This is a genomic window from Rhodoferax lithotrophicus, assembly GCF_019973615.1.
GTDB lineage: Bacteria > Pseudomonadota > Gammaproteobacteria > Burkholderiales > Burkholderiaceae_C > Rhodoferax > Rhodoferax lithotrophicus.
Genome location: NZ_AP024238.1, coordinates 549,388 through 574,359, shown reverse-complemented (window position 1 = coordinate 574,359; position 24,972 = coordinate 549,388). Strand labels below are relative to the sequence as shown.

Genomic DNA, 24,972 nt, shown 5'->3' with positions numbered 1-24,972 from the left:
ACCCATGCCAACCATGAAAACCATGCCACAACACATTGCCAAGCCACTCATCCGCTACGTTGAGGCCCGCTCGATCACCAGCCTCAGGAGATTCTGGCTGGCCTGCGACATGACCGGGTTGCTTTTAGCTGCGCTGGTGCTGCCGCTCAGTCACGCAGCAGAACCCGCCGCCCATGAGGTGGCACCTGCACACTCCACCAAAAAAGCCTTATCAACGTCAACCCCGGCAGAAGCGGCTTCTGCCCCGGACAACAAGGAATTGGCGGTAGACATCAAGGCAGCACTTCGGGACAAGCTGATCGACCGAAAAAAACTGACGCTAATCATCCAGGACAAGCCCGAAGTCAAACCCGCCACCAGCAAATCGGCCACGTCACACGCCCTCTCTGCCAAGGCCCCCGCAGTGGAGTCCCATGACGCTCCCGCCACAGAAAACATGGCACCCGCCACCGTACATGCCGCCGTGCCGGTTGCTGTGGCCCGCCGTCCGGCGGCACATGCCGTCACAGTGAACCCCAAAGCCAGTCGGGAATACATCCAGGCCAAGGCGGCCGCCCTGACGGGCCATGAGACACCTGGTAACGGTGCCGCGGAACCGGCTGGGGGTAACACCCATGGTGACGGGCCCCATTGGGCGTATGAGGGTGAAAACGGCCCCCAGAACTGGGGCAAGCTCAAACCCGAATTCAACGTGTGTGCTATTGGCAAGCGCCAGTCACCCATCAACATTGAGGAGTCGATCACGCTGAAGGGCCCGGCTGAACCGCTGCAGTTCAACTACGCGGCTTCCAGCGGCACGGTGGTGAACAACGGCCACACCATCCAGGTTGATTTGTATGGAGACAACACCCTGACGGTGCGTGGCTCGGTCTACAAGCTGGTGCAGTTTCACTTTCATACCCCATCCGAAGAGCAGGTGAACTACCGCAACTACGCCATGGTGGCGCATTTGGTACACAAAAACAATGAAGGCCAATTGGCGGTGGTGGCGGTGCTGCTGGACCCCGGCGAAGCCAACCCACTGATCAACAAGGTGTGGACGTATATGCCGCTGGATCTGAATGACCGGGTGCGGATGCCCGGCGGCATCATCGACATGAACGAGTTGCTGCCCAAAGATCAGCGTTATTACCAATTCATGGGGTCACTCACCACGCCGCCATGCACGGAAGGCGTGCTGTGGATGGTGCTTAAAACACCCACCCAGATTAGCCGCGAACAACTCCGCTTGTTCCAGCAACTATTCCCCAACAACGCCCGCCCGGTGCAGCCCATCCATGGCAGGCCGGTGCGTGATGCCCAGTGAGGGGTGCAGGGGTAGCCACACCCGAAAGACAGACCCCTGCCCTACCTTGCTTTGCACTTCAATGCGCCCTTGGTGTTTACTCACCACCCCCATCGCCACCGAAAGCCCTAAACCGGTTCCTTGACCTACCGGTTTGGTGGTGAAAAAGGGGTCAAAAATCAGTTTTTGATCCTCCACCGAAATGCCACATCCGGTATCGGACACCTCAACCCATGCCTGATCACTCACATAGCCGGTGCGCAAGGTGACCGTGCCGTGATCATGTACCGACTGCCCGGCATTCACCAGCAAATTCATGAACACCTGGCTGATCTGCGATGCCACACAGGGCACCGACGGCACCTCAGAGTAGTCTTTGTGCAGCTCACAATACGGACTAAATTGACCCCAGAACAAATCCACAATGCCATCAAGGCACTCATTCAGGTTGACACGCTCCCACACATCGGTGGTGTCAACCCGTGCAAAATCATTGAGCCCTTTCACGATTCGTTTGACGCGGTCCAGTCCCTGCAATGACTCCTTGAGCAAACTGGGCATATCTTCCTTGAGATACGCCAAATCCACTTTCTGCTTGAGTGCCTCCACGGCAGTCAAGTCTGCCACCCCGCTGTCCGTCGGGGGCAAGGCCGCTTCATAGGCATCAATGATGGCCAGCAAATCGTTTATATAAGTGCGAAGCGTGCCAAAATTTGAATTGACAAAACCCAGCGGGGTATTGATTTCATGTGCCACGCCAGCCGCCAGCAAACCTACGGAGGCCAATTTTTCTGATTGAACCAGTTGGCTCTGCGCTTGTGCCAACTTGTGGTTGGCCTCTTGCAACTCAGCCACGGTTTGTTCCAGCTGCACCTTGTTTTGTTTGAGCTTGAGGTTGTTATGCGCCAGTTCAATGTGCATGCCAGAGTAGGCTTGATTTAGCTCCAACACCGTCTCGCTCATGTGCTCAAGAATGGCAATCTCAAAGTCGGCCAACAGATTCAACTGTGCATCTTCACGCCAGACCCGTGCCCGCAGGGTTCGCGTTTTGTCAGCAAAATCACCTATGGTCAGCAAACCGCTGTACACCAACCCATTGGGGCCACTTGGCTTTTGGCTCAAACTCGAAAAATCGGGTTGAATAAAAAACCGCGCCACATTCATCCCCGGTGTGTGTGGCAAATCAGGCGGCAGCAATCGCATGAACCCGGCATTGGCGGCCACCAGATGTCCGCCCTCATCCACGCACGCGGACACCACACCCAGTAGTGTCTCAAGTTCTGGTGGTATGTTTCGTGTCATCAAACGCCTTTAAGGTGCCGACATGGTACGCAAGCAGCAGGCAACGGTGCAAACCGGTTGGCCTTCAACCCACGACAGAGGACTTATTTTGCCAGTGCTTTGAGTGCCAGCTTGATGCCCTCGCTCACCCCAACCTCTTGGGGCAAAGCTTTCAAGGCGGCGGCGGCCTCACGGTCGCTGTAACCCAACGCCAGCAAGGCCTGCAAAATATCGCTTTGCGCATCGCTGGCCACGCTGGCCACCACCCCAATGTCAGGCCCGAGCTTGCCCTTGAGCTCCAGCAGCAGCCGCTCAGCGGTTTTTTTGCCTATGCCTGGCACCTTGATCAATCGGCCCGCCTCCTGCAAGGTGACGGCCTGCGCCAGCTCGGCCACATTCATGCCCGAGAGGATCGAGAGCGCCGTGCGTGGCCCCACGCCCGAGATTTTGATCAGTTCACGAAAACCCTCGCGCTCCTGGGCAGTGGCAAAACCATACAGAATTTGCGCATCTTCACGCACCACAAAATGTGTCAGCAGCGTGATTTTGCTGCCCAGTTCCGGCAGGTTGTAAAACGTGCTCATGGGCACAAACACCTCGTAGCCCACGCCATGGCAATCGATGACAACGGCTGGCGGGTTTTTGGTGTCGAGCGTGCCGGTTAACTTTGCGATCATTTTTTACCTATCATGGGGGAACAGCCCCTCTTTCTGGAATTATCAACGTGATCCTTCGCCACATCTTTTCTCCCCCCAACAACACCCGGCTGGCCCATCTGTGTGGCCCGACCGATGAGCATTTGCGCACGATTGAGGCCGCGCTGCAGGTCAAAATTGCGCATCGGCACGAGCAATTCAAGGTCGACGGCCTCAAAGCCAACGCCAAGCGCGGCATGGAGATGCTGCAAGCGCTGTATGAAATGGCCTCACGCCCAATTGAGCCGCGCACGGTGCAACTGATGCTCTCGGGCGACGGTGACGTGAACGGTGAAGACGGCCCCTCGCTCAAAACCAAACGTGCCGACCTGAAACCCCGCTCGATGAACCAGGCGCGTTACCTCGACAGCATTGCCAGCCACGACATCACCTTTGGCATTGGCCCGGCGGGTACCGGCAAAACCTATTTGGCAGTTGCGATGGCGGTGGACGCCTTGCAACGCAGCGCGGTGCAACGTATTGTGCTGACCCGCCCAGCCGTGGAAGCCGGTGAGCGCCTGGGTTATCTGCCGGGTGATTTGGCGCAAAAAATTGACCCGTACCTTCGCCCGTTGTACGACGCGCTGTACGACCTGATGGGTTTTGAGGCGGTGCAAAAAGCTTTTGAGCGCCAGAGCATTGAGATCGCGCCGCTGGCCTTCATGCGCGGGCGTACCCTGAACACCTCGTTTGTGATCCTGGACGAAGCGCAAAACACCACACCCGAGCAGATGAAGATGTTCTTGACCCGCATTGGCTTTGGCTCCAAAGCCGTGGTCACCGGCGACGTGAGCCAGATTGACCTGCCCACCACCCAGTTCAGCGGCTTGATTGATGCCGAGCGAGTGCTCAAGGGCGTGGAAGGTATTGCCATGTGTCGCCTGACCAGTGCCGACGTGGTGCGCCACCCGCTGGTAGCACGGATTGTCGATGCCTACGATGCGCCGGGCCGTATTCAGCCCCACCCGCGTGACGATGCGCTGCCCATGCCGGCATTCGAAGCCACGCCGCTGCCGGTGCACACGCCCCCCAGACTGCCAACACGCGCCAAAGTGACCCCCAAAGCCAATGCTGTCGCACGTGCACCCCGCCGCAAGAAACCGGCGGTGGATTGATAGCTATAAAATAAGTAGCTACTTACGCTTTAAAAACAAGCTCTAGAGGCCATTTTCTTCTATAAAAATACCCCTTTTATGAACCAACTCACCCTGTCTTTGCAATTTGCCCGCTTTGCCGATGCCCCGCTGCACCGTGCCGCCCTGCCCCGCCACAAAGTGGCCCGCTGGCTGCGTGCTGCGCTGCAATCTGATGCCGAACTCACCGTGCGTATTGTCGATACCGAAGAAGGCCAAACCCTGAACCGCGATTACCGCCAAAAAGACTACGCCACCAATGTACTGACCTTTGACTACACGCAGGAACCCATCGTGACGGCGGATCTGGTGCTGTGTGCCCCGGTGGTGGCCGCCGAGGCGCAAGAGCAGAACAAAACCCTGGAAGAACATTACGCCCACCTGCTGGTACACGGGGCACTACATGCCCAGGGCTGGGATCACGATGAAGAGGAAGACGCGCAAGTGATGGAACTGCGCGAGAGCGAGATCATGGCGCGCCTGGGGTTTGACAACCCCTACTGAGCCATCTCCACGCCTCAGGAAACCGATGTTCCTGAGGGTGTGAACCTATTTTTTGGGTGTTTTAGCAGTCGCTGCAGGCTTGGAGGCTTGAGCGGCAGGAACAGCGGGCAAGCCCAGATGTTTCACCATGGCCTGCTCAAGGGCTTTCACCTTGGGCTCGACCACCGCTTTGGTTTCAGTCACCAGTTGGTCCACCAAGGCTTTTTGCAGATCACCCCCCATTTGCTGGTATTTGCGATTCACCGGTGATTCGATGATGGCAATGAGTTGCTTGAGTTCATCTTCCGAAAAACGTTGATCCAGCAACGCACCAACAGTAGAAGGAGCCAGCTTGACGGCTTTTTGTCGAACCAGCGGGCCCACGTCATCCGCATAAGCTTTCAAATCAGCCTGGATGGCCTTGGCAACGGCTTCGCGGTTTTCGGGTGCCACACGGGTTTGCAAAGCAAGACTGGCCTGCTGCATCATCTGCAATGCCGGGCGCTCGACCAGGGACTGCGCCGTTTGCTCAATCACCTGCTGCTGCAGGGTCAGAATTTTGGAAATCAGCTCAGTTTTTGCACTGGAGGTTTGCGCATGCACCGCACCACACACCATGATCACACTTGCCACACACCACTTTTTCATGAAATTTTCCTGGTAGTTTTTCAGATCACAAAACCTTCAGAAGGCATTGCTCAGACAATTGAGCTTAACCGATGAACCACAGCCCACCGTCACCCCTGAATGTGACAGGCAAGAAATCCTAGGAAACGATCCATGAAACATCTGGTGATGCTCGGCGCTGGCCATGCTCACGTCCACCTGCTCTCCACCCTGACAACCCAAGCACTTGCAGGCGTGGAAATCACGCTGATCGCGCCTTACCCGCGCCAACTGTATTCGGGTATGGTGCCCGGCTTTGTGGCAGGCCATTACGCGTTTGAAGACTGCGTGATTCCACTGGAACCTTTCCTGAAAAACACCTCCGTGACCTGGCTCAGACACAACGCCACCGCGCTGGATGCAGCCCAACGCACCGTCACCCTGGATGATGGCCAAAACATTCCTTACGACGTGCTGTCCATCAACAGTGGCCCTGTGCAAGACCGGCAAAAAATCGAGCAACTGATGCCTGGTGCCGCAGAGCACGCCTTGTTTGTTCGCCCGATTGAGCGCTTTGCAGCCTTGTGGCCCAAGGTGGTGGCCATGGGACAGCAAAAACCTTTGCGCTTTGCCATCATTGGCGGGGGGGCTGCCGGGTTTGAGTTGGCCTGTGCGGTCACGCACCGGCTACCAGCTGCGTCCGTCACGCTGCTCAGTGGCGATACCCCCGTGGGGGCCAACTACCCCACAGCCGTTCAAGCCATGATGGTGCAAGCCTTGAAGGCCCGCCACATCACCGTCCTTCAGACCAGCGCATGTGCCTTGACTGCAGGTGAAGTGAGTCTGTCCAGTGGTGCACGGCTGGCCTGCGACGTACCCATCATCGCCATCGGCGCGCATGCTCCTGGTTGGCTGCAAGGCAGCGGATTGGCTCTGGATGAACAGGGCTTTGTGGCGGTAGATGTGTTTCAGCGTAGCACCAGCCACCCCCATGTGTTTGCGGCCGGTGATGTGACCAGCCGCCAGGATGTGAGCCTACCCAAAAGCGGGGTGTACGCGGTGCGCGCCGGTGCACCACTCACCCGAAATTTGCGCGCGGTACTGGCAGGCATCCAGCCTGCGCCCTACATTCCGCCAAAGAAGACCCTGAACCTGCTCTCATGCGGTAGCCGCCACGCGATTGCCAGCTGGGGAAACTGGTCGGCCCAAGGGCGCTGGGTGTGGTGGCTTAAAAACCGAATTGATCGCGGGTTCATCAAAAAATACAGCGTTTGAGGAGGGTCGCCCAATGCCAACGGTGCAAGCGATGGGTTGGCGCAAGCGGGTGACAGACAAAAGTGCTTATCACCCCAAAACGGGAGGCCTACAAGGCTGCAATCAAAGCGGAACGCTGTGGCGACACATCTTGCGCGCGCAATCCCAGCGCCGCCATGTGGGCGGGCACGTCCAAACCACGCACCAGCGCGGCGGTAAGTTCACCCATGGCGGGTGCGGTCTGGATGCCATAACCACCTTGACCAGCCAGCCAGAAAAACCCGGGTGCATCAGGCGCAAAACCGACTACCGGTGTCCGGTCTTGCACAAATGATCGCAAACCGGCCCATTTGCGCCGCACTTGGCGGATCTGCAAGGTGGTCGCGTTCTCAAGCCGATCCACAGCAATGGCCACATCCAGCTCTTCCGGCTGAACGTCTTGCGGGCTCATCGGGTCTTCGTTGGCTGGGGAAACCAGCAGTACACCGGCATCGGGCTTGAAGTAAAACGACTCTTGTGCGTCCATCACCATGGGCCATTGGCTGCACTCGCTGGCATCACAGGTGAACGCGGTGCGGCGTTTGGGGCTCAAACCCACGGGTTTCACACCGGCCAACACGGCCAGCTCATCACACCAGGCCCCGGCCGCATTAATTACCACCGGTGCGCAAAAATGTCCAGCAGCTGTTTCAACACACCACTGCCCTGCCTCATAGCGCATCTGATGCACTTCGGCATCACACACCAGTTGCGCCCCTGCCGCTTTGGCCGCTTTCAAAAAACCCTGGTGAATGCTGTGGACATCCAGATCCATGGCATCCGGCTCATACACGCCATACACGGCAGATTCTGGTCGTAGCACCGGCACACGTTTCAAGATTTCTGCCTGCGTCCACCATTCCACATTGGGCACCAGTGCACGCATGGCCTCCAGGTTATGGCGCAGCACTTCATGGTCCGCCTCTGCGCCCACCATCAGTGACCCACGTGGCGTGATCAGCGGGTAATCCGAAAAACCGGATGGCGGTTTGCTGTAAAACGGCTTGGATGCGGTCGTGATGGCTCGCACCGTCGCATTGCCATAGGTTTCGGAAAACAGTGCCGCAGACCGCCCTGTCGCGTGGTAACCCGGCTGCGCCTCACGCTCCAGCAAAACCAGTTTCCGATGGGGGGCCAAGAAATAGGCCGCCGACGCACCCGCCATGCCAGCCCCCAGGATCAGAATATCTGCAGATTTCATGGATCAACCTTCATAAAACAAAACCCCACCGAAGCAGTAAGGTCTATCGGATTATTCCCAGTTTGACGCGATTTCTCGGCAATTTGGGTATCACTAGACCCGAACAATCATTTTTTTCATGCTGCATTCACCGCTTTTCAAACAGAGTGTGGCGCGATCACCGTAACATGAGTCCGTATGAAAGGAACCTTGCCATGCCAGTGATCACCCATATTGAGGATCTTCGTGTCCTTGCTCAAAAACGCGTGCCCCGCATGTTTTACCAATACGCTGACTCTGGCAGCTGGACTGAATCCACTTACCGGGCCAACAGCGAAGACTTCCAGAAGATCAAACTGCGTCAGCGCGTGGCCATCAACATGGAAAACCGAAGCACCGCCAGCACCATGATCGGTCAGAAGGTGACCATGCCGGTGGCGATTGCGCCAACCGGGCTGACCGGCATGCAGTGTGCCGATGGCGAGATCAAGGCGGCCAATGCCGCCAAGAAGTTCGGCATTCCGTTCACGCTGTCAACCATGAGCATTTGCTCAATCGAGGACGTGGCCCAGGAAACCGGAGGCCACCCATTCTGGTTTCAGCTGTATGTGATGAAAGACCGGGATTACATCGAGCGTCTGATTGACCGCGCCAAAGCGGCCAACTGCTCGGCGCTGGTGCTCACGCTTGACTTGCAAATCATCGGCCAGCGCCATAAGGACCTGATCAACGGTTTGTCCGCACCACCCAAACCCACCCTGACCAACATCGTCAACATGGCCACCAAATTACGCTGGGGCCTGGGTATGCTGGGTACCAAACGGCACGGTTTTGGCAATATCGTCGGCCACGTCAAAGGCGTGGAAAACATGGGTAGCCTGAGTGAATGGACATCCAAGCAGTTTGACCCGGCACTGAGCTGGAACGATGTCGAGTGGATCAAGAACCGTTGGGGCGGCAAGCTAATCCTCAAAGGTATTCAGGACGTGGAAGACGCGCATCTGGCCGTGAACTCAGGTGCGGACGCACTGATCGTCAGTAACCACGGGGGCCGCCAGCTTGATGGTGCGCCATCCTCCATCTCCGCCCTGCCCGCTATCGTGGATGCGGTAGGTAGCCAGATTGAGGTGCATATGGACGGCGGCATCCGTAGCGGGCAAGACGTGCTCAAAGCCCGCGCATTGGGCGCGCGCGGCACCTACATTGGTCGAGCATTTTTGTACGGTCTGGGTGCCATGGGCGAAGCGGGCGTGACCAAAGCACTGGAGATCATCCATAAAGAACTTGACCTGACCATGGCCTTTTGTGGCCATACCCAAATCGATACGGTGGACAAAAGAGTTTTGTTACCTGGAACCTATCCGCAGTAGCGCAAGCATGCATTACCCACCCCTTGCATCGCAAAGGCAAGAGGCCTATTGACCGGCCCGGGCCGGAGGCTGCCAGCGCGTAGGCTGCGGCTCCGCCATACAGCTATTGGGACCCGTTGGGAAACGGGTCAATACAGCACTGAGATAGGCCAGCGGTTCAAGGCATTCATCCGGGTCATTTGAATTAAACGCATGAGAGCGTAGACAAATCTACGAAAAGCAACCGAAACCTCAGACACACGAGCGTACATGCTTGAATGTGGACTAGAAGATAAAAGATTACTCATCGCTCAACAATAATCCAACGATTAATGCAGTTGAGAGAGTGTGTGGACAATGCTCGGTTGCCCATTTTTCTATCGTTTTCCTTAAAAAGTTTGAAGACTTTCTAAGGAAAACGCCCAGTTTTTACACTGGGCGTTTCGGCATAGGGAGCCTGACGATGACCTACTTTCACACGGGAATCCGCACTATCATTGGCGCAGAAGCGTTTCACTGTCCTGTTCGGGATGGGAAGGAGTGGTACCACTTCGCTATGGTCGTCAGGCAAAAACTTTTTGTTACTCAGACACAAGGTCTGAGCAACCAATTTATAGAGCTAATCAGCTTCATCGATTTAACGAACCTCTGCACAATTGCTTATGCAAAGGATTTTTGAATGCGTCAACTTGGCATAACTTCCTTGAGACACTTTAAGTGAATCAAAGTTATAGGGTCAAGCCGCACGAGCAATTAGTATCGGTTAGCTCAACGCATTACTACGCTTACACACCCGACCTATCAACGTCCTGGTCTTGAACGACTCTTCAGGGGGCTCAAGGCCCCGGCAGATCTCATCTTGAAACGAGTTTCCCGCTTAGATGCTTTCAGCGGTTATCTCTTCCACACATAGCTACTCGGCAATGCCACTGGCGTGACAACCGATACACCAGAGGTGTGTCCACTCCGGTCCTCTCGTACTAGGAGCAGGCTTCCTCAAATCTGCAGCGCCCACGGAAGATAGGGACCAAACTGTCTCACGACGTTTTAAACCCAGCTCACGTACCTCTTTAAATGGCGAACAGCCATACCCTTGGGACCGGCTACAGCCCCAGGATGAGATGAGCCGACATCGAGGTGCCAAACACCGCCGTCGATATGAACTCTTGGGCGGTATCAGCCTGTTATCCCCAGAGTACCTTTTATCCGTTGAGCGATGGCCCTTCCATACAGAACCACCGGATCACTATGTCCTGCTTTCGCATCTGCTCGACTTGTCAGTCTCGCAGTTAAGCACGCTTATGCCATTGCACTATCGTCACGATGTCCGACCGTAACTAGCGTACCTTCGAACTCCTCCGTTACGCTTTGGGAGGAGACCGCCCCAGTCAAACTGCCTACCATGCACTGTCCCCGATCCAGATAATGGACCTAGGTTAGAACCTCAAACACACCAGGGTGGTATTTCAACGTTGGCTCCATAGAATCTAGCGACCCTACTTCAAAGCCTCCCACCTATCCTACACAGATCTGTTCAAAGTCCAATACAAAGCTACAGTAAAGGTTCATGGGGTCTTTCCGTCTTTCCGCGGGGAGATTGCATCATCACAAACATTTCAACTTCGCTGAGTCTCTGGAGGAGACAGTGTGGCCATCGTTACGCCATTCGTGCAGGTCGGAACTTACCCGACAAGGAATTTCGCTACCTTAGGACCGTTATAGTTACGGCCGCCGTTTACTGGGACTTCAATCAAGAGCTCTCACCCCATCATTTAATCTTCCAGCACCGGGCAGGCGTCACACCCTATACGTCCACTTTCGTGTTTGCAGAGTGCTGTGTTTTTAATAAACAGTCGCAGCCACCGATTTTTTTGCAACCTCATTGGGCTCCAGGAGTAAATCCCTTCACCTACTAAAGGCACACCTTCTTCCGAAGTTACGGTGTCAATTTGCCGAGTTCCTTCTCCAGAGTTCTCTCAAGCGCCTTAGAATACTCATCTCGCGCACCAGTGTCGGTTTGCGGTACGGTCGTGTGTAGCTGAAGCTTAGTGGCTTTTCCTGGAAGCAGGGTATCACTCACTTCGGCTGCAAGCAGCCTCGTTATCACCCCTCATCTAAGCCCGGCGGATTTACCTACCAGGCACGACTACAGGCTTGAACCAACATATCCAACAGTTGGCTGAGCTAACCTTCTCCGTCCCCACATCGCACTACACATCGGTACAGGAATATTGACCTGTTTCCCATCAACTACGCATCTCTGCCTCGCCTTAGGGGCCGACTCACTCTACGCCGATGAACGTTGCGTAGAAAACCTTGCGCTTACGGCGAGGGGGGGCTTTTCACCCCCTTTAACGCTACTCATGTCAGCATTCGCACTTCTGATACCTCCAGCACGCTTTACAACGCACCTTCACAGGCTTACAGAACGCTCTCCTACCACTTGCAATAAATTGCAAATCCGCAGCTTCGGTAACTGGCTTAGCCCCGTTACATCTTCCGCGCAGGACGACTCGATCAGTGAGCTATTACGCTTTCTTTAAATGATGGCTGCTTCTAAGCCAACATCCTGACTGTTTTAGCCTTCCCACTTCGTTTCCCACTTAGCCAATTTTAGGGACCTTAGCTGGCGGTCTGGGTTGTTTCCCTCTTGAGTCCGGACGTTAGCACCCGGTGCTCTGTCTCCCAAGCTGTACTCGTCGGTATTCGGAGTTTGCATTGGTTTGGTAAGTCGCCATGACCCCCCTAGCCAAAACAGTGCTCTACCCCCCAACGGTAATACTTGAGGCACTACCTAAATAGTTTTCGGAGAGAACCAGCTATTTCCAAGTTTGTTTAGCCTTTCACCCCTATCCACAGCTCATCCGCTAGTTTTGCAACACTAGTCGGTTCGGACCTCCAGTACCTGTTACGGCACCTTCATCCTGGCCATGGATAGATCACTTGGTTTCGGGTCTACACCCAGCGACTATGTTCGCCCTATTCGGACTCGATTTCTCTACGGCTTCCCTATTCGGTTAACCTTGCCACTGAATGTAAGTCGCTGACCCATTATACAAAAGGTACGCAGTCACCCTTGCGGGCTCCTACTTTTTTGTAAGCATGCGGTTTCAGGATCTATTTCACTCCCCCTCCCGGGGTTCTTTTCGCCTTTCCCTCACGGTACTAGTTCACTATCGGTCAATGATGAGTATTTAGCCTTGGAGGATGGTCCCCCCCCATATTCAGACAGGATTACACGTGTCCCGCCCTACTTGTCGCAAGCTCAGTACCACACATCTCTTTTCGCATACAGGACTATCACCTTCTATGGTCAGCCTTTCCAGACTGCTTTGCTAAGAGTTGTGCTATCACTTGCAGGCTTCTCCGATTTCGCTCGCCACTACTTTCGGAATCTCGGTTGATGTCTTTTCCTCGAGCTACTGAGATGTTTCAGTTCACCCGGTTCGCCTCGCATGACTATGTATTCATCATGCGATACCTTTGCAGGTGGGTTTCCCCATTCGGAAATCTCCGGATCAAAGCTAATTTGCCAGCTCCCCGAAGCTTATCGCAGGCTATCACGTCCTTCGTCGCCTATCATTGCCAAGGCATCCACCACATGCTCTTATTCACTTGACCCTATAACTTTGATATCTCTTTCGAGAATAAAAAATTGTTTTCAAGGAATGTTTGATTGGTCTTTCACCAATCGCGTTATGCCGTATTCAATTTAACTTGAATAACTCGAATTTCAAACGTGAAGTCTGATATTCATTTTGACGCAATCAAAAATTTGTTGCTAGCGGCACGGTATGCACTAAACCTTTACGAATGTGCATTTTCCGCTAGCAACGCTGATTAAACTCTATAAATTGTTAAAGAACAGCCAATTGATCAAGTTATCCTGATCAACAACAAAGCAGCCTATCGATCTTAAGAACGCAAGCTACTTTGGTGTTGAATAAAAACTCAAACGATAAGATAAATAAGTTGGTGGAGGTGACAGGACTCGAACCCGCTACCTACTGCTTGCAAAGCAGCCGCTCTCCCAGCTGAGCTACACCCCCAATTCCCCAAGGAATTCCAAATTCAAGCCAGAAGGACGTTGGACGACAATGGTGGGTCTGGTTGGTCTCGAACCAACGACCCCCGCCTTATCAAGACGGTGCTCTAACCAACTGAGCTACAGACCCAAGTCGGTCACTTGAGACCAAGGCTTTCACCATAGTCGTCAGCGACAACCTTCCAACAACCGATAAGTGTGAGCGTTCGAATTAAAAAACTATTTGTTTCCAGAAAGGAGGTGATCCAGCCGCACCTTCCGATACGGCTACCTTGTTACGACTTCACCCCAGTCACGAACCCTGCCGTGGTAATCGCCCTCCTTGCGGTTAGGCTAACTACTTCTGGCAGAACCCGCTCCCATGGTGTGACGGGCGGTGTGTACAAGACCCGGGAACGTATTCACCGTGACATTCTGATCCACGATTACTAGCGATTCCGACTTCACGTAGTCGAGTTGCAGACTACGATCCGGACTACGACTGGCTTTATGGGATTAGCTCCCCCCTCGCGGGTTGGCAACCCTTTGTACCAGCCATTGTATGACGTGTGTAGCCCCACCTATAAGGGCCATGAGGACTTGACGTCATCCCCACCTTCCTCCGGCTTGTCACCGGCAGTCTCATTAGAGTGCCCAACTAAATGTAGCAACTAATGACAAGGGTTGCGCTCGTTGCGGGACTTAACCCAACATCTCACGACACGAGCTGACGACAGCCATGCAGCACCTGTGTTACGGCTCTCTTTCGAGCACTCCTCTATCTCTAAAGGATTCCGTACATGTCAAAGGTGGGTAAGGTTTTTCGCGTTGCATCGAATTAAACCACATCATCCACCGCTTGTGCGGGTCCCCGTCAATTCCTTTGAGTTTCAACCTTGCGGCCGTACTCCCCAGGCGGTCAACTTCACGCGTTAGCTTCGTTACTGAGTCAGCAAAGACCCAACAACCAGTTGACATCGTTTAGGGCGTGGACTACCAGGGTATCTAATCCTGTTTGCTCCCCACGCTTTCGTGCATGAGCGTCAGTACAGGTCCAGGGGATTGCCTTCGCCATCGGTGTTCCTCCGCATATCTACGCATTTCACTGCTACACGCGGAATTCCATCCCCCCTCTACCGTACTCTAGCTATACAGTCACAAATGCAGTGCCCAGGTTGAGCCCGGGGATTTCACATCTGTCTTATATAACCGCCTGCGCACGCTTTACGCCCAGTAATTCCGATTAACGCTCGCACCCTACGTATTACCGCGGCTGCTGGCACGTAGTTAGCCGGTGCTTATTCTTACGGTACCGTCATTAGCTCTCTTTATTAGAAAGAGCCGTTTCGCTCCGTACAAAAGCAGTTTACAACCCGAAGGCCTTCATCCTGCACGCGGCATTGCTGGATCAGGCTTGCGCCCATTGTCCAAAATTCCCCCACTGCTGCCTCCCGTAGGAGTCTGGACCGTGTCTCAGTTCCAGTGTGGCTGGTCGTCCTCTCAGACCAGCTACAGATCGTCGCCTTGGTAAGCTTTTACCCCACCAACTAGCTAATCTGATATCAGCCGCTCCAATCGCGCGAGGTCTTGCGATCCCCCCGCTTTCATCCTTAGATCGTATGCGGTATTAGCACAGCTTTCGCTGCGTTATCCCCCCACGACTGGGCACGTTCCGATATATTACTCACCCGTTCGCCACTCGCCACCAGGATTGCTCCCGTGCTGCCGTTCGACTTGCATGTGTAAGGCATGCCGCCAGCGTTCAATCTGAGCCAGGATCAAACTCTATAGTTCGATCTTGATTTTTTTCGCTCTTTCGAGCAACTCATAAATTGGAATTAACGTGAACTTCATTTCTGAATTTCACATCTTTTTTTACTTCATGAGCGTTTGTTAGTCAATTAAGACTTGTTCCTAAGAACTTTAGCTTTCCGCTTCAAACGCCCACGCTTATCGGCTGTATATTTTTAATGAACTCATAAACAATTACCGGAATTAACCAGCTTTCGCTTCTTTATTTGCTTCGCCGTGATCAGCGAAGCCTTGTATTCTAGCACGACTTTTCTATCGTTTTCCTTAAAAAGTTTGAAGACTTTCTAAGGAAAACGCCCAGTTTTTACACTGGGCGTTTCGGCATAGGGAGCCTGACGATGACCTACTTTCACACGGGAATCCGCACTATCATTGGCGCAGAAGCGTTTCACTGTCCTGTTCGGGATGGGAAGGAGTGGTACCACTTCGCTATGGTCGTCAGGCAAAAACTTTTTGTTACTCAGACACAAGGTCTGAGCAACCAATTTATAGAGCTAATCAGCTTCATCGATTTAACGAACCTCTGCACAATTGCTTATGCAAAGGATTTTTGAATGCGTCAACTTGGCATAACTTCCTTGAGACACTTTAAGTGAATCAAAGTTATAGGGTCAAGCCGCACGAGCAATTAGTATCGGTTAGCTCAACGCATTACTACGCTTACACACCCGACCTATCAACGTCCTGGTCTTGAACGACTCTTCAGGGGGCTCAAGGCCCCGGCAGATCTCATCTTGAAACGAGTTTCCCGCTTAGATGCTTTCAGCGGTTATCTCTTCCACACATAGCTACTCGGCAATGCCACTGGCGTGACAACCGATACACCAGAGGTGTGTCCACTCCGGTCCTCTCGTACTAGGAGCAGGCTTCCTCAAATCTGCAGCGCCCACGGAAGATAGGGACCAAACTGTCTCACGACGTTTTAAACCCAGCTCACGTACCTCTTTAAATGGCGAACAGCCATACCCTTGGGACCGGCTACAGCCCCAGGATGAGATGAGCCGACATCGAGGTGCCAAACACCGCCGTCGATATGAACTCTTGGGCGGTATCAGCCTGTTATCCCCAGAGTACCTTTTATCCGTTGAGCGATGGCCCTTCCATACAGAACCACCGGATCACTATGTCCTGCTTTCGCATCTGCTCGACTTGTCAGTCTCGCAGTTAAGCACGCTTATGCCATTGCACTATCGTCACGATGTCCGACCGTAACTAGCGTACCTTCGAACTCCTCCGTTACGCTTTGGGAGGAGACCGCCCCAGTCAAACTGCCTACCATGCACTGTCCCCGATCCAGATAATGGACCTAGGTTAGAACCTCAAACACACCAGGGTGGTATTTCAACGTTGGCTCCATAGAATCTAGCGACCCTACTTCAAAGCCTCCCACCTATCCTACACAGATCTGTTCAAAGTCCAATACAAAGCTACAGTAAAGGTTCATGGGGTCTTTCCGTCTTTCCGCGGGGAGATTGCATCATCACAAACATTTCAACTTCGCTGAGTCTCTGGAGGAGACAGTGTGGCCATCGTTACGCCATTCGTGCAGGTCGGAACTTACCCGACAAGGAATTTCGCTACCTTAGGACCGTTATAGTTACGGCCGCCGTTTACTGGGACTTCAATCAAGAGCTCTCACCCCATCATTTAATCTTCCAGCACCGGGCAGGCGTCACACCCTATACGTCCACTTTCGTGTTTGCAGAGTGCTGTGTTTTTAATAAACAGTCGCAGCCACCGATTTTTTGCAACCTCATTGGGCTCCAGGAGTAAATCCCTTCACCTACTAAAGGCACACCTTCTTCCGAAGTTACGGTGTCAATTTGCCGAGTTCCTTCTCCAGAGTTCTCTCAAGCGCCTTAGAATACTCATCTCGCGCACCAGTGTCGGTTTGCGGTACGGTCGTGTGTAGCTGAAGCTTAGTGGCTTTTCCTGGAAGCAGGGTATCACTCACTTCGGCTGCAAGCAGCCTCGTTATCACCCCTCATCTAAGCCCGGCGGATTTACCTACCAGGCACGACTACAGGCTTGAACCAACATATCCAACAGTTGGCTGAGCTAACCTTCTCCGTCCCCACATCGCACTACACATCGGTACAGGAATATTGACCTGTTTCCCATCAACTACGCATCTCTGCCTCGCCTTAGGGGCCGACTCACTCTACGCCGATGAACGTTGCGTAGAAAACCTTGCGCTTACGGCGAGGGGGGCTTTTCACCCCCTTTAACGCTACTCATGTCAGCATTCGCACTTCTGATACCTCCAGCACGCTTTACAACGCACCTTCACAGGCTTACAGAACGCTCTCCTACCACTTGCAATAAATTGCAAATCCGCAGCTTCGGTAACTGGCTTAGCCCCGTTACATCTTCCGCGCAGGACGACTCGATCAGTGAGCTATTACGCTTTCTTTAAATGATGGCTGCTTCTAAGCCAACATCCTGACTGTTTTAGCCTTCCCACTTCGTTTCCCACTTAGCCAATTTTAGGGACCTTAGCTGGCGGTCTGGGTTGTTTCCCTCTTGAGTCCGGACGTTAGCACCCGGTGCTCTGTCTCCCAAGCTGTACTCGTCGGTATTCGGAGTTTGCATTGGTTTGGTAAGTCGCCATGACCCCCTAGCCAAAACAGTGCTCTACCCCCAACGGTAATACTTGAGGCACTACCTAAATAGTTTTCGGAGAGAACCAGCTATTTCCAAGTTTGTTTAGCCTTTCACCCCTATCCACAGCTCATCCGCTAGTTTTGCAACACTAGTCGGTTCGGACCTCCAGTACCTGTTACGGCACCTTCATCCTGGCCATGGATAGATCACTTGGTTTCGGGTCTACACCCAGCGACTATGTTCGCCCTATTCGGACTCGATTTCTCTACGGCTTCCCTATTCGGTTAACCTTGCCACTGAATGTAAGTCGCTGACCCATTATACAAAAGGTACGCAGTCACCCTTGCGGGCTCCTACTTTTTGTAAGCATGCGGTTTCAGGATCTATTTCACTCCCCTCCCGGGGTTCTTTTCGCCTTTCCCTCACGGTACTAGTTCACTATCGGTCAATGATGAGTATTTAGCCTTGGAGGATGGTCCCCCCATATTCAGACAGGATTACACGTGTCCCGCCCTACTTGTCGCAAGCTCAGTACCACACATCTCTTTTCGCATACAGGACTATCACCTTCTATGGTCAGCCTTTCCAGACTGCTTTGCTAAGAGTTGTGCTATCACTTGCAGGCTTCTCCGATTTCGCTCGCCACTACTTTCGGAATCTCGGTTGATGTCTTTTCCTCGAGCTACTGAGATGTTTCAGTTCACCCGGTTCGCCTCGCATGACTATGTATTCATCATGCGATACCTTTGCAGGTGGGTTTCCCCATTCGGAAATCTCCGGATCAAAGCTAATTTGCCAGCTCCCCGAAGCTTATCGCAGGCTATCACGTCCTTCGTCGCCTATCATTGCCAAGGCATCCACCACATGCTCTTATTCACTTGACCCTATAACTTTGATATCTCTTTCGAGAATAAAAATTGTTTTCAAGGAATGTTTGATTGGTCTTTCACCAATCGCGTTATGCCGTATTCAATTTAACTTGAATAACTCGAATTTCAAACGTGAAGTCTGATATTCATTTTGACGCAATCAAAAATTTGTTGCTAGCGGCACGGTATGCACTAAACCTTTACGAATGTGCATTTTCCGCTAGCAACGCTGATTAAACTCTATAAATTGTTAAAGAACAGCCAATTGATCAAGTTATCCTGATCAACAACAAAGCAGCCTATCGATCTTAAGAACGCAAGCTACTTTGGTGTTGAATAAAAACTCAAACGATAAGATAAATAAGTTGGTGGAGGTGACAGGACTCGAACCCGCTACCTACTGCTTGCAAAGCAGCCGCTCTCCCAGCTGAGCTACACCCCCAATTCCCCAAGGAATTCCAAATTCAAGCCAGAAGGACGTTGGACGACAATGGTGGGTCTGGTTGGTCTCGAACCAACGACCCCCGCCTTATCAAGACGGTGCTCTAACCAACTGAGCTACAGACCCAAGTCGGTCACTTGAGACCAAGGCTTTCACCATAGTCGTCAGCGACAACCTTCCAACAACCGATAAGTGTGAGCGTTCGAATTAAAAAACTATTTGTTTCCAGAAAGGAGGTGATCCAGCCGCACCTTCCGATACGGCTACCTTGTTACGACTTCACCCCAGTCACGAACCCTGCCGTGGTAATCGCCCTCCTTGCGGTTAGGCTAACTACTTCTGGCAGAACCCGCTCCCATGGTGTGACGGGCGGTGTGTACAAGACCCGGGAACGTATTCACCGTGACATTCTGATCCACGATTACTAGCGATTCCGACTTCACGTAGTCGAGTTGCAGACTACGATCCGGACTACGACTGGCTTTATGGGATTAGCTCCCCCTCGCGGGTTGGCAACCCTTTGTACCAGCCATTGTATGACGTGTGTAGCCCCACCTATAAGGGCCATGAGGACTTGACGTCATCCCCACCTTCCTCCGGCTTGTCACCGGCAGTCTCATTAGAGTGCCCAACTAAATGTAGCAACTAATGACAAGGGTTGCGCTCGTTGCGGGACTTAACCCAACATCTCACGACACGAGCTGACGACAGCCATGCAGCACCTGTGTTACGGCTCTCTTTCGAGCACTCCTCTATCTCTAAAGGATTCCGTACATGTCAAAGGTGGGTAAGGTTTTTCGCGTTGCATCGAATTAAACCACATCATCCACCGCTTGTGCGGGTCCCCGTCAATTCCTTTGAGTTTCAACCTTGCGGCCGTACTCCCCAGGCGGTCAACTTCACGCGTTAGCTTCGTTACTGAGTCAGCAAAGACCCAACAACCAGTTGACATCGTTTAGGGCGTGGACTACCAGGGTATCTAATCCTGTTTGCTCCCCACGCTTTCGTGCATGAGCGTCAGTACAGGTCCAGGGGATTGCCTTCGCCATCGGTGTTCCTCCGCATATCTACGCATTTCACTGCTACACGCGGAATTCCATCCCCCTCTACCGTACTCTAGCTATACAGTCACAAATGCAGTGCCCAGGTTGAGCCCGGGGATTTCACATCTGTCTTATATAACCGCCTGCGCACGCTTTACGCCCAGTAATTCCGATTAACGCTCGCACCCTACGTATTACCGCGGCTGCTGGCACGTAGTTAGCCGGTGCTTATTCTTACGGTACCGTCATTAGCTCTCTTTATTAGAAAGAGCCGTTTCGCTCCGTACAAAAGCAGTTTACAACCCGAAGGCCTTCATCCTGCACGCGGCATTGCTGGATCAGGCTTGCGCCCATTGTCCAAAATTCCCCCACTGCTGCCTCCCGTAGGAGTCTGGACCGTGTCTCAGTTCCAGTGTGGCTGGTCGTCCTCTCAGACCAGCTACAGATCGTCGCCTTGGTAAGCTTTTACCCCACCAACTAGCTAATCTGATATCAGCCGCTCCAATCGCGCGAGGTCTTGCGATCCCCCCGCTTTCATCCTTAGATCGTATGCGGTATTAGCACAGCTTTCGCTGCGTTATCCCCCCACGACTGGGCACGTTCCGATATATTACTCACCCGTTCGCCACTCGCCACCAGGATTGCTCCCGTGCTGCCGTTCGACTTGCATGTGTAAGGCATGCCGCCAGCGTTCAATCTGAGCCAGGATCAAACTCTATAGTTCGATCTTGATTTTTTCGCTCTTTCGAGCAACTCATAAATTGGAATTAACGTGAACTTCATTTCTGAATTTCACATCTTTTTTACTTCATGAGCGTTTGTTAGTCAATTAAGACTTGTTCCTAAGAACTTTAGCTTTCCGCTTCAAACGCCCACGCTTATCGGCTGTATATTTTTAATGAACTCATAAACAATTACCGGAATTAACCAGCTTTCGCTTCTTTATTTGCTTCGCCGTGATCAGCGAAGCCTTGTATTCTAGCACGACTTTTCTATCGTTTTCCTTAAAAAGTTTGAAGACTTTCTAAGGAAAACGCCCAGTTTTTACACTGGGCGTTTCGGCATAGGGAGCCTGACGATGACCTACTTTCACACGGGAATCCGCACTATCATTGGCGCAGAAGCGTTTCACTGTCCTGTTCGGGATGGGAAGGAGTGGTACCACTTCGCTATGGTCGTCAGGCAAAAACTTTTTGTTACTCAGACACAAGGTCTGAGCAACCAATTTATAGAGCTAATCAGCTTCATCGATTTAACGAACCTCTGCACAATTGCTTATGCAAAGGATTTTTTGAATGCGTCAACTTGGCATAACTTCCTTGAGACACTTTAAGTGAATCAAAGTTATAGGGTCAAGCCGCACGAGCAATTAGTATCGGTTAGCTCAACGCATTACTACGCTTACACACCCGACCTATCAACGTCCTGGTCTTGAACGACTCTTCAGGGGGCTCAAGGCCCCGGCAGATCTCATCTTGAAACGAGTTTCCCGCTTAGATGCTTTCAGCGGTTATCTCTTCCACACATAGCTACTCGGCAATGCCACTGGCGTGACAACCGATACACCAGAGGTGTGTCCACTCCGGTCCTCTCGTACTAGGAGCAGGCTTCCTCAAATCTGCAGCGCCCACGGAAGATAGGGACCAAACTGTCTCACGACGTTTTAAACCCAGCTCACGTACCTCTTTAAATGGCGAACAGCCATACCCTTGGGACCGGCTACAGCCCCAGGATGAGATGAGCCGACATCGAGGTGCCAAACACCGCCGTCGATATGAACTCTTGGGCGGTATCAGCCTGTTATCCCCAGAGTACCTTTTATCCGTTGAGCGATGGCCCTTCCATACAGAACCACCGGATCACTATGTCCTGCTTTCGCATCTGCTCGACTTGTCAGTCTCGCAGTTAAGCACGCTTATGCCATTGCACTATCGTCACGATGTCCGACCGTAACTAGCGTACCTTCGAACTCCTCCGTTACGCTTTGGGAGGAGACCGCCCCAGTCAAACTGCCTACCATGCACTGTCCCCGATCCAGATAATGGACCTAGGTTAGAACCTCAAACACACCAGGGTGGTATTTCAACGTTGGCTCCATAGAATCTAGCGACCCTACTTCAAAGCCTCCCACCTATCCTACACAGATCTGTTCAAAGTCCAATACAAAGCTACAGTAAAGGTTCATGGGGTCTTTCCGTCTTTCCGCGGGGAGATTGCATCATCACAAACATTTCAACTTCGCTGAGTCTCTGGAGGAGACAGTGTGGCCATCGTTACGCCATTCGTGCAGGTCGGAACTTACCCGACAAGGAATTTCGCTACCTTAGGACCGTTATAGTTACGGCCGCCGTTTACTGGGACTTCAATCAAGAGCTCTCACCCCATCATTTAATCTTCCAGCACCGGGCAGGCGTCACACCCTATACGTCCACTTTCGTGTTTGCAGAGTGCTGTGTTTTTAATAAACAGTCGCAGCCACCGATTTTTTTGCAACCTCATTGGGCTCCAGGAGTAAATCCCTTCACCTACTAAAGGCACACCTTCTTCCGAAGTTACGGTGTCAATTTGCCGAGTTCCTTCTCCAGAGTTCTCTCAAGCGCCTTAGAATACTCATCTCGCGCACCAGTGTCGGTTTGCGGTACGGTCGTGTGTAGCTGAAGCTTAGTGGCTTTTCCTGGAAGCAGGGTATCACTCACTTCGGCTGCAAGCAGCCTCGTTATCACCCCTCATCTAAGCCCGGCGGATTTACCTACCAGGCACGACTACAGGCTTGAACCAACATATCCAACAGTTGGCTGAGCTAACCTTCTCCGTCCCCACATCGCACTACACATCGGTACAGGAATATTGACCTGTTTCCCATCAACTACGCATCTCTGCCTCGCCTTAGGGGCCGACTCACTCTACGCCGATGAACGTTGCGTAGAAAACCTTGCGCTTACGGCGAGGGGGCTTTTCACCCCCTTTAACGCTACTCATGTCAGCATTCGCACTTCTGATACCTCCAGCACGCTTTACAACGCACCTTCACAGGCTTACAGAACGCTCTCCTACCACTTGCAATAAATTGCAAATCCGCAGCTTCGGTAACTGGCTTAGCCCCGTTACATCTTCCGCGCAGGACGACTCGATCAGTGAGCTATTACGCTTTCTTTAAATGATGGCTGCTTCTAAGCCAACATCCTGACTGTTTTAGCCTTCCCACTTCGTTTCCCACTTAGCCAATTTTAGGGACCTTAGCTGGCGGTCTGGGTTGTTTCCCTCTTGAGTCCGGACGTTAGCACCCGGTGCTCTGTCTCCCAAGCTGTACTCGTCGGTATTCGGAGTTTGCATTGGTTTGGTAAGTCGCCATGACCCCCTAGCCAAAACAGTGCTCTACCCCCAACGGTAATACTTGAGGCACTACCTAAATAGTTTTCGGAGAGAACCAGCTATTTCCAAGTTTGTTTAGCCTTTCACCCCTATCCACAGCTCATCCGCTAGTTTTGCAACACTAGTCGGTTCGGACCTCCAGTACCTGTTACGGCACCTTCATCCTGGCCATGGATAGATCACTTGGTTTCGGGTCTACACCCAGCGACTATGTTCGCCCTATTCGGACTCGATTTCTCTACGGCTTCCCTATTCGGTTAACCTTGCCACTGAATGTAAGTCGCTGACCCATTATACAAAAGGTACGCAGTCACCCTTGCGGGCTCCTACTTTTTGTAAGCATGCGGTTTCAGGATCTATTTCACTCCCCTCCCGGGGGTTCTTTTCGCCTTTCCCTCACGGTACTAGTTCACTATCGGTCAATGATGAGTATTTAGCCTTGGAGGATGGTCCCCCCATATTCAGACAGGATTACACGTGTCCCGCCCTACTTGTCGCAAGCTCAGTACCACACATCTCTTTTCGCATACAGGACTATCACCTTCTATGGTCAGCCTTTCCAGACTGCTTTGCTAAGAGTTGTGCTATCACTTGCAGGCTTCTCCGATTTCGCTCGCCACTACTTTCGGAATCTCGGTTGATGTCTTTTCCTCGAGCTACTGAGATGTTTCAGTTCACCCGGTTCGCCTCGCATGACTATGTATTCATCATGCGATACCTTTGCAGGTGGGTTTCCCCATTCGGAAATCTCCGGATCAAAGCTAATTTGCCAGCTCCCCGAAGCTTATCGCAGGCTATCACGTCCTTCGTCGCCTATCATTGCCAAGGCATCCACCACATGCTCTTATTCACTTGACCCTATAACTTTGATATCTCTTTCGAGAATAAAAATTGTTTTCAAGGAATGTTTGATTGGTCTTTCACCAATCGCGTTATGCCGTATTCAATTTAACTTGAATAACTCGAATTTCAAACGTGAAGTCTGATATTCATTTTGACGCAATCAAAAATTTGTTGCTAGCGGCACGGTATGCACTAAACCTTTACGAATGTGCATTTTCCGCTAGCAACGCTGATTAAACTCTATAAATTGTTAAAGAACAGCCAATTGATCAAGTTATCCTGATCAACAACAAAGCAGCCTATCGATCTTAAGAACGCAAGCTACTTTGGTGTTGAATAAAAACTCAAACGATAAGATAAATAAGTTGGTGGAGGTGACAGGACTCGAACCCGCTACCTACTGCTTGCAAAGCAGCCGCTCTCCCAGCTGAGCTACACCCCCCAATTCCCCAAGGAATTCCAAATTCAAGCCAGAAGGACGTTGGACGACAATGGTGGGTCTGGTTGGTCTCGAACCAACGACCCCCGCCTTATCAAGACGGTGCTCTAACCAACTGAGCTACAGACCCAAGTCGGTCACTTGAGACCAAGGCTTTCACCATAGTCGTCAGCGACAACCTTCCAACAACCGATAAGTGTGAGCGTTCGAATTAAAAAA

At 52.4% G+C, this 24,972-nt stretch carries 9 protein-coding genes, 6 tRNA genes and 8 rRNA genes; 5 read left to right on the top strand and 18 right to left on the bottom strand.

What is annotated here, in order from left to right; translation table 11 throughout:
* Window positions 1-4 precede the first annotated feature (4 nt).
* Window positions 5-1,306, top strand: a complete 1,302-nt coding sequence (locus LDN84_RS02670; protein WP_223907777.1) for a carbonic anhydrase — start codon at window positions 5-7, stop codon at window positions 1,304-1,306.
* On the opposite strand, the gene LDN84_RS02665 is transcribed toward LDN84_RS02670, so the two are convergent.
* Together LDN84_RS02665 and ruvA are read right to left on the bottom strand one after the other, a co-directional pair.
* Window positions 1,241-2,587, bottom strand: a complete 1,347-nt coding sequence (locus tag LDN84_RS02665; protein WP_223907774.1) for a sensor histidine kinase — start codon at window positions 2,585-2,587, stop codon at window positions 1,241-1,243. The two genes, LDN84_RS02670 and LDN84_RS02665, sit on opposite strands and share 66 nt — an antisense overlap.
* Window positions 2,588-2,670: 83 nt before the next feature.
* A complete protein-coding gene (ruvA, locus tag LDN84_RS02660) occupies window positions 2,671-3,243 on the bottom strand; it encodes a Holliday junction branch migration protein RuvA (RefSeq protein ID WP_223907771.1) in 573 nt (190 codons plus the stop codon).
* Between the two features lie 47 nt (window positions 3,244-3,290).
* Between ruvA and LDN84_RS02655 the strand changes: the two genes are divergently transcribed.
* Together LDN84_RS02655 and ybeY are read left to right on the top strand one after the other, a co-directional pair.
* Complete coding sequence (locus LDN84_RS02655; protein ID WP_223907769.1) at window positions 3,291-4,376, top strand: PhoH family protein; 1,086 nt, start codon at window positions 3,291-3,293, stop codon at window positions 4,374-4,376.
* Between the two features lie 78 nt (window positions 4,377-4,454).
* A complete protein-coding gene (gene ybeY, locus LDN84_RS02650; RefSeq protein ID WP_223907766.1) occupies window positions 4,455-4,898 on the top strand; it encodes an rRNA maturation RNase YbeY in 444 nt (147 codons plus the stop codon).
* A 45-nt stretch (window positions 4,899-4,943) separates the two neighbouring features.
* On the opposite strand, the gene LDN84_RS02645 is transcribed toward ybeY, so the two are convergent.
* Window positions 4,944-5,525, bottom strand: coding sequence for a DUF2059 domain-containing protein (locus tag LDN84_RS02645; protein ID WP_223907756.1), 582 nt, complete (start codon window positions 5,523-5,525; stop codon window positions 4,944-4,946).
* A gap of 132 nt (window positions 5,526-5,657) precedes the next feature.
* Between LDN84_RS02645 and LDN84_RS02640 the strand changes: the two genes are divergently transcribed.
* Window positions 5,658-6,758, top strand: coding sequence for a slr1591 family oxidoreductase (locus LDN84_RS02640; RefSeq protein WP_223907754.1), 1,101 nt, complete (start codon window positions 5,658-5,660; stop codon window positions 6,756-6,758).
* A gap of 88 nt (window positions 6,759-6,846) precedes the next feature.
* Here the strand turns inward: LDN84_RS02640 and LDN84_RS02635 are convergent, their stop codons facing one another.
* Window positions 6,847-7,977, bottom strand: coding sequence for an NAD(P)/FAD-dependent oxidoreductase (locus LDN84_RS02635; protein ID WP_223907751.1), 1,131 nt, complete (start codon window positions 7,975-7,977; stop codon window positions 6,847-6,849).
* A 194-nt stretch (window positions 7,978-8,171) separates the two neighbouring features.
* Here LDN84_RS02635 and LDN84_RS02630 point away from each other — a divergent pair, with 194 nt between their 5' ends.
* Window positions 8,172-9,326: an alpha-hydroxy acid oxidase gene (locus tag LDN84_RS02630; protein ID WP_223907749.1), complete on the top strand. Its 1,155-nt coding sequence runs from the start codon at window positions 8,172-8,174 to the stop codon at window positions 9,324-9,326.
* 434 nt (window positions 9,327-9,760) lie between these two features.
* Here LDN84_RS02630 and rrf (LDN84_RS02625) read toward each other — a convergent pair.
* The 14 genes from rrf (LDN84_RS02625) to LDN84_RS02560 all read right to left on the bottom strand — a co-directional run bounded on the left by rrf (LDN84_RS02625) (window position 9,761) and on the right by LDN84_RS02560 (window position 24,883).
* Window positions 9,761-9,873: ribosomal RNA gene (rrf, locus tag LDN84_RS02625) — 5S ribosomal RNA — on the bottom strand.
* Window positions 9,874-10,037: 164 nt separating this feature from the next.
* Window positions 10,038-12,926: ribosomal RNA gene (locus LDN84_RS02620) — 23S ribosomal RNA — on the bottom strand.
* Window positions 12,927-13,278: 352 nt separating this feature from the next.
* Window positions 13,279-13,354: transfer RNA gene (locus tag LDN84_RS02615), tRNA-Ala, on the bottom strand.
* A 49-nt stretch (window positions 13,355-13,403) separates the two neighbouring features.
* Window positions 13,404-13,480: transfer RNA gene (locus LDN84_RS02610), tRNA-Ile, on the bottom strand.
* Between the two features lie 103 nt (window positions 13,481-13,583).
* Window positions 13,584-15,123, bottom strand: a 16S ribosomal RNA gene (locus tag LDN84_RS02605).
* 348 nt (window positions 15,124-15,471) lie between these two features.
* Window positions 15,472-15,584: ribosomal RNA gene (gene rrf / locus LDN84_RS02600) — 5S ribosomal RNA — on the bottom strand.
* 164 nt (window positions 15,585-15,748) lie between these two features.
* Window positions 15,749-18,629, bottom strand: a 23S ribosomal RNA gene (locus LDN84_RS02595).
* A gap of 351 nt (window positions 18,630-18,980) precedes the next feature.
* Window positions 18,981-19,056, bottom strand: a tRNA-Ala gene (locus LDN84_RS02590).
* A gap of 49 nt (window positions 19,057-19,105) precedes the next feature.
* Window positions 19,106-19,182: transfer RNA gene (locus tag LDN84_RS02585), tRNA-Ile, on the bottom strand.
* A 103-nt stretch (window positions 19,183-19,285) separates the two neighbouring features.
* Window positions 19,286-20,823: ribosomal RNA gene (locus LDN84_RS02580) — 16S ribosomal RNA — on the bottom strand.
* A gap of 346 nt (window positions 20,824-21,169) precedes the next feature.
* Window positions 21,170-21,282, bottom strand: a 5S ribosomal RNA gene (rrf, locus tag LDN84_RS02575).
* A 165-nt stretch (window positions 21,283-21,447) separates the two neighbouring features.
* Window positions 21,448-24,329: ribosomal RNA gene (locus LDN84_RS02570) — 23S ribosomal RNA — on the bottom strand.
* Together the 16S, 23S and 5S rRNA genes with 6 tRNA genes alongside form the textbook arrangement of a ribosomal RNA operon.
* A 351-nt stretch (window positions 24,330-24,680) precedes the next feature.
* Window positions 24,681-24,756, bottom strand: a tRNA-Ala gene (locus LDN84_RS02565).
* Window positions 24,757-24,806: 50 nt separating this feature from the next.
* Window positions 24,807-24,883, bottom strand: a tRNA-Ile gene (locus tag LDN84_RS02560).
* Window positions 24,884-24,972 lie beyond the last annotated feature (89 nt).

What these genes read in the sequence shown, in the direction of transcription:
- LDN84_RS02630 (WP_223907749.1), top strand. Translation starts at nt 8,172, where the DNA reads ATGCCAGTGATCACCCATATTGAGGATCTTCGTGTCCTTGCTCAAAAA.
- ybeY (WP_223907766.1), top strand. Translation starts at nt 4,455, where the DNA reads ATGAACCAACTCACCCTGTCTTTGCAATTTGCCCGCTTTGCCGATGCC.
- LDN84_RS02665 (WP_223907774.1), bottom strand. Translation starts at nt 2,587, where the DNA reads ATGACACGAAACATACCACCAGAACTTGAGACACTACTGGGTGTGGTG.
- ruvA (WP_223907771.1), bottom strand. Translation starts at nt 3,243, where the DNA reads ATGATCGCAAAGTTAACCGGCACGCTCGACACCAAAAACCCGCCAGCC.
- LDN84_RS02640 (WP_223907754.1), top strand. Translation starts at nt 5,658, where the DNA reads ATGAAACATCTGGTGATGCTCGGCGCTGGCCATGCTCACGTCCACCTG.
- LDN84_RS02670 (WP_223907777.1), top strand. Translation starts at nt 5, where the DNA reads ATGCCAACCATGAAAACCATGCCACAACACATTGCCAAGCCACTCATC.
- LDN84_RS02645 (WP_223907756.1), bottom strand. Translation starts at nt 5,525, where the DNA reads ATGAAAAAGTGGTGTGTGGCAAGTGTGATCATGGTGTGTGGTGCGGTG.
- LDN84_RS02635 (WP_223907751.1), bottom strand. Translation starts at nt 7,977, where the DNA reads ATGAAATCTGCAGATATTCTGATCCTGGGGGCTGGCATGGCGGGTGCG.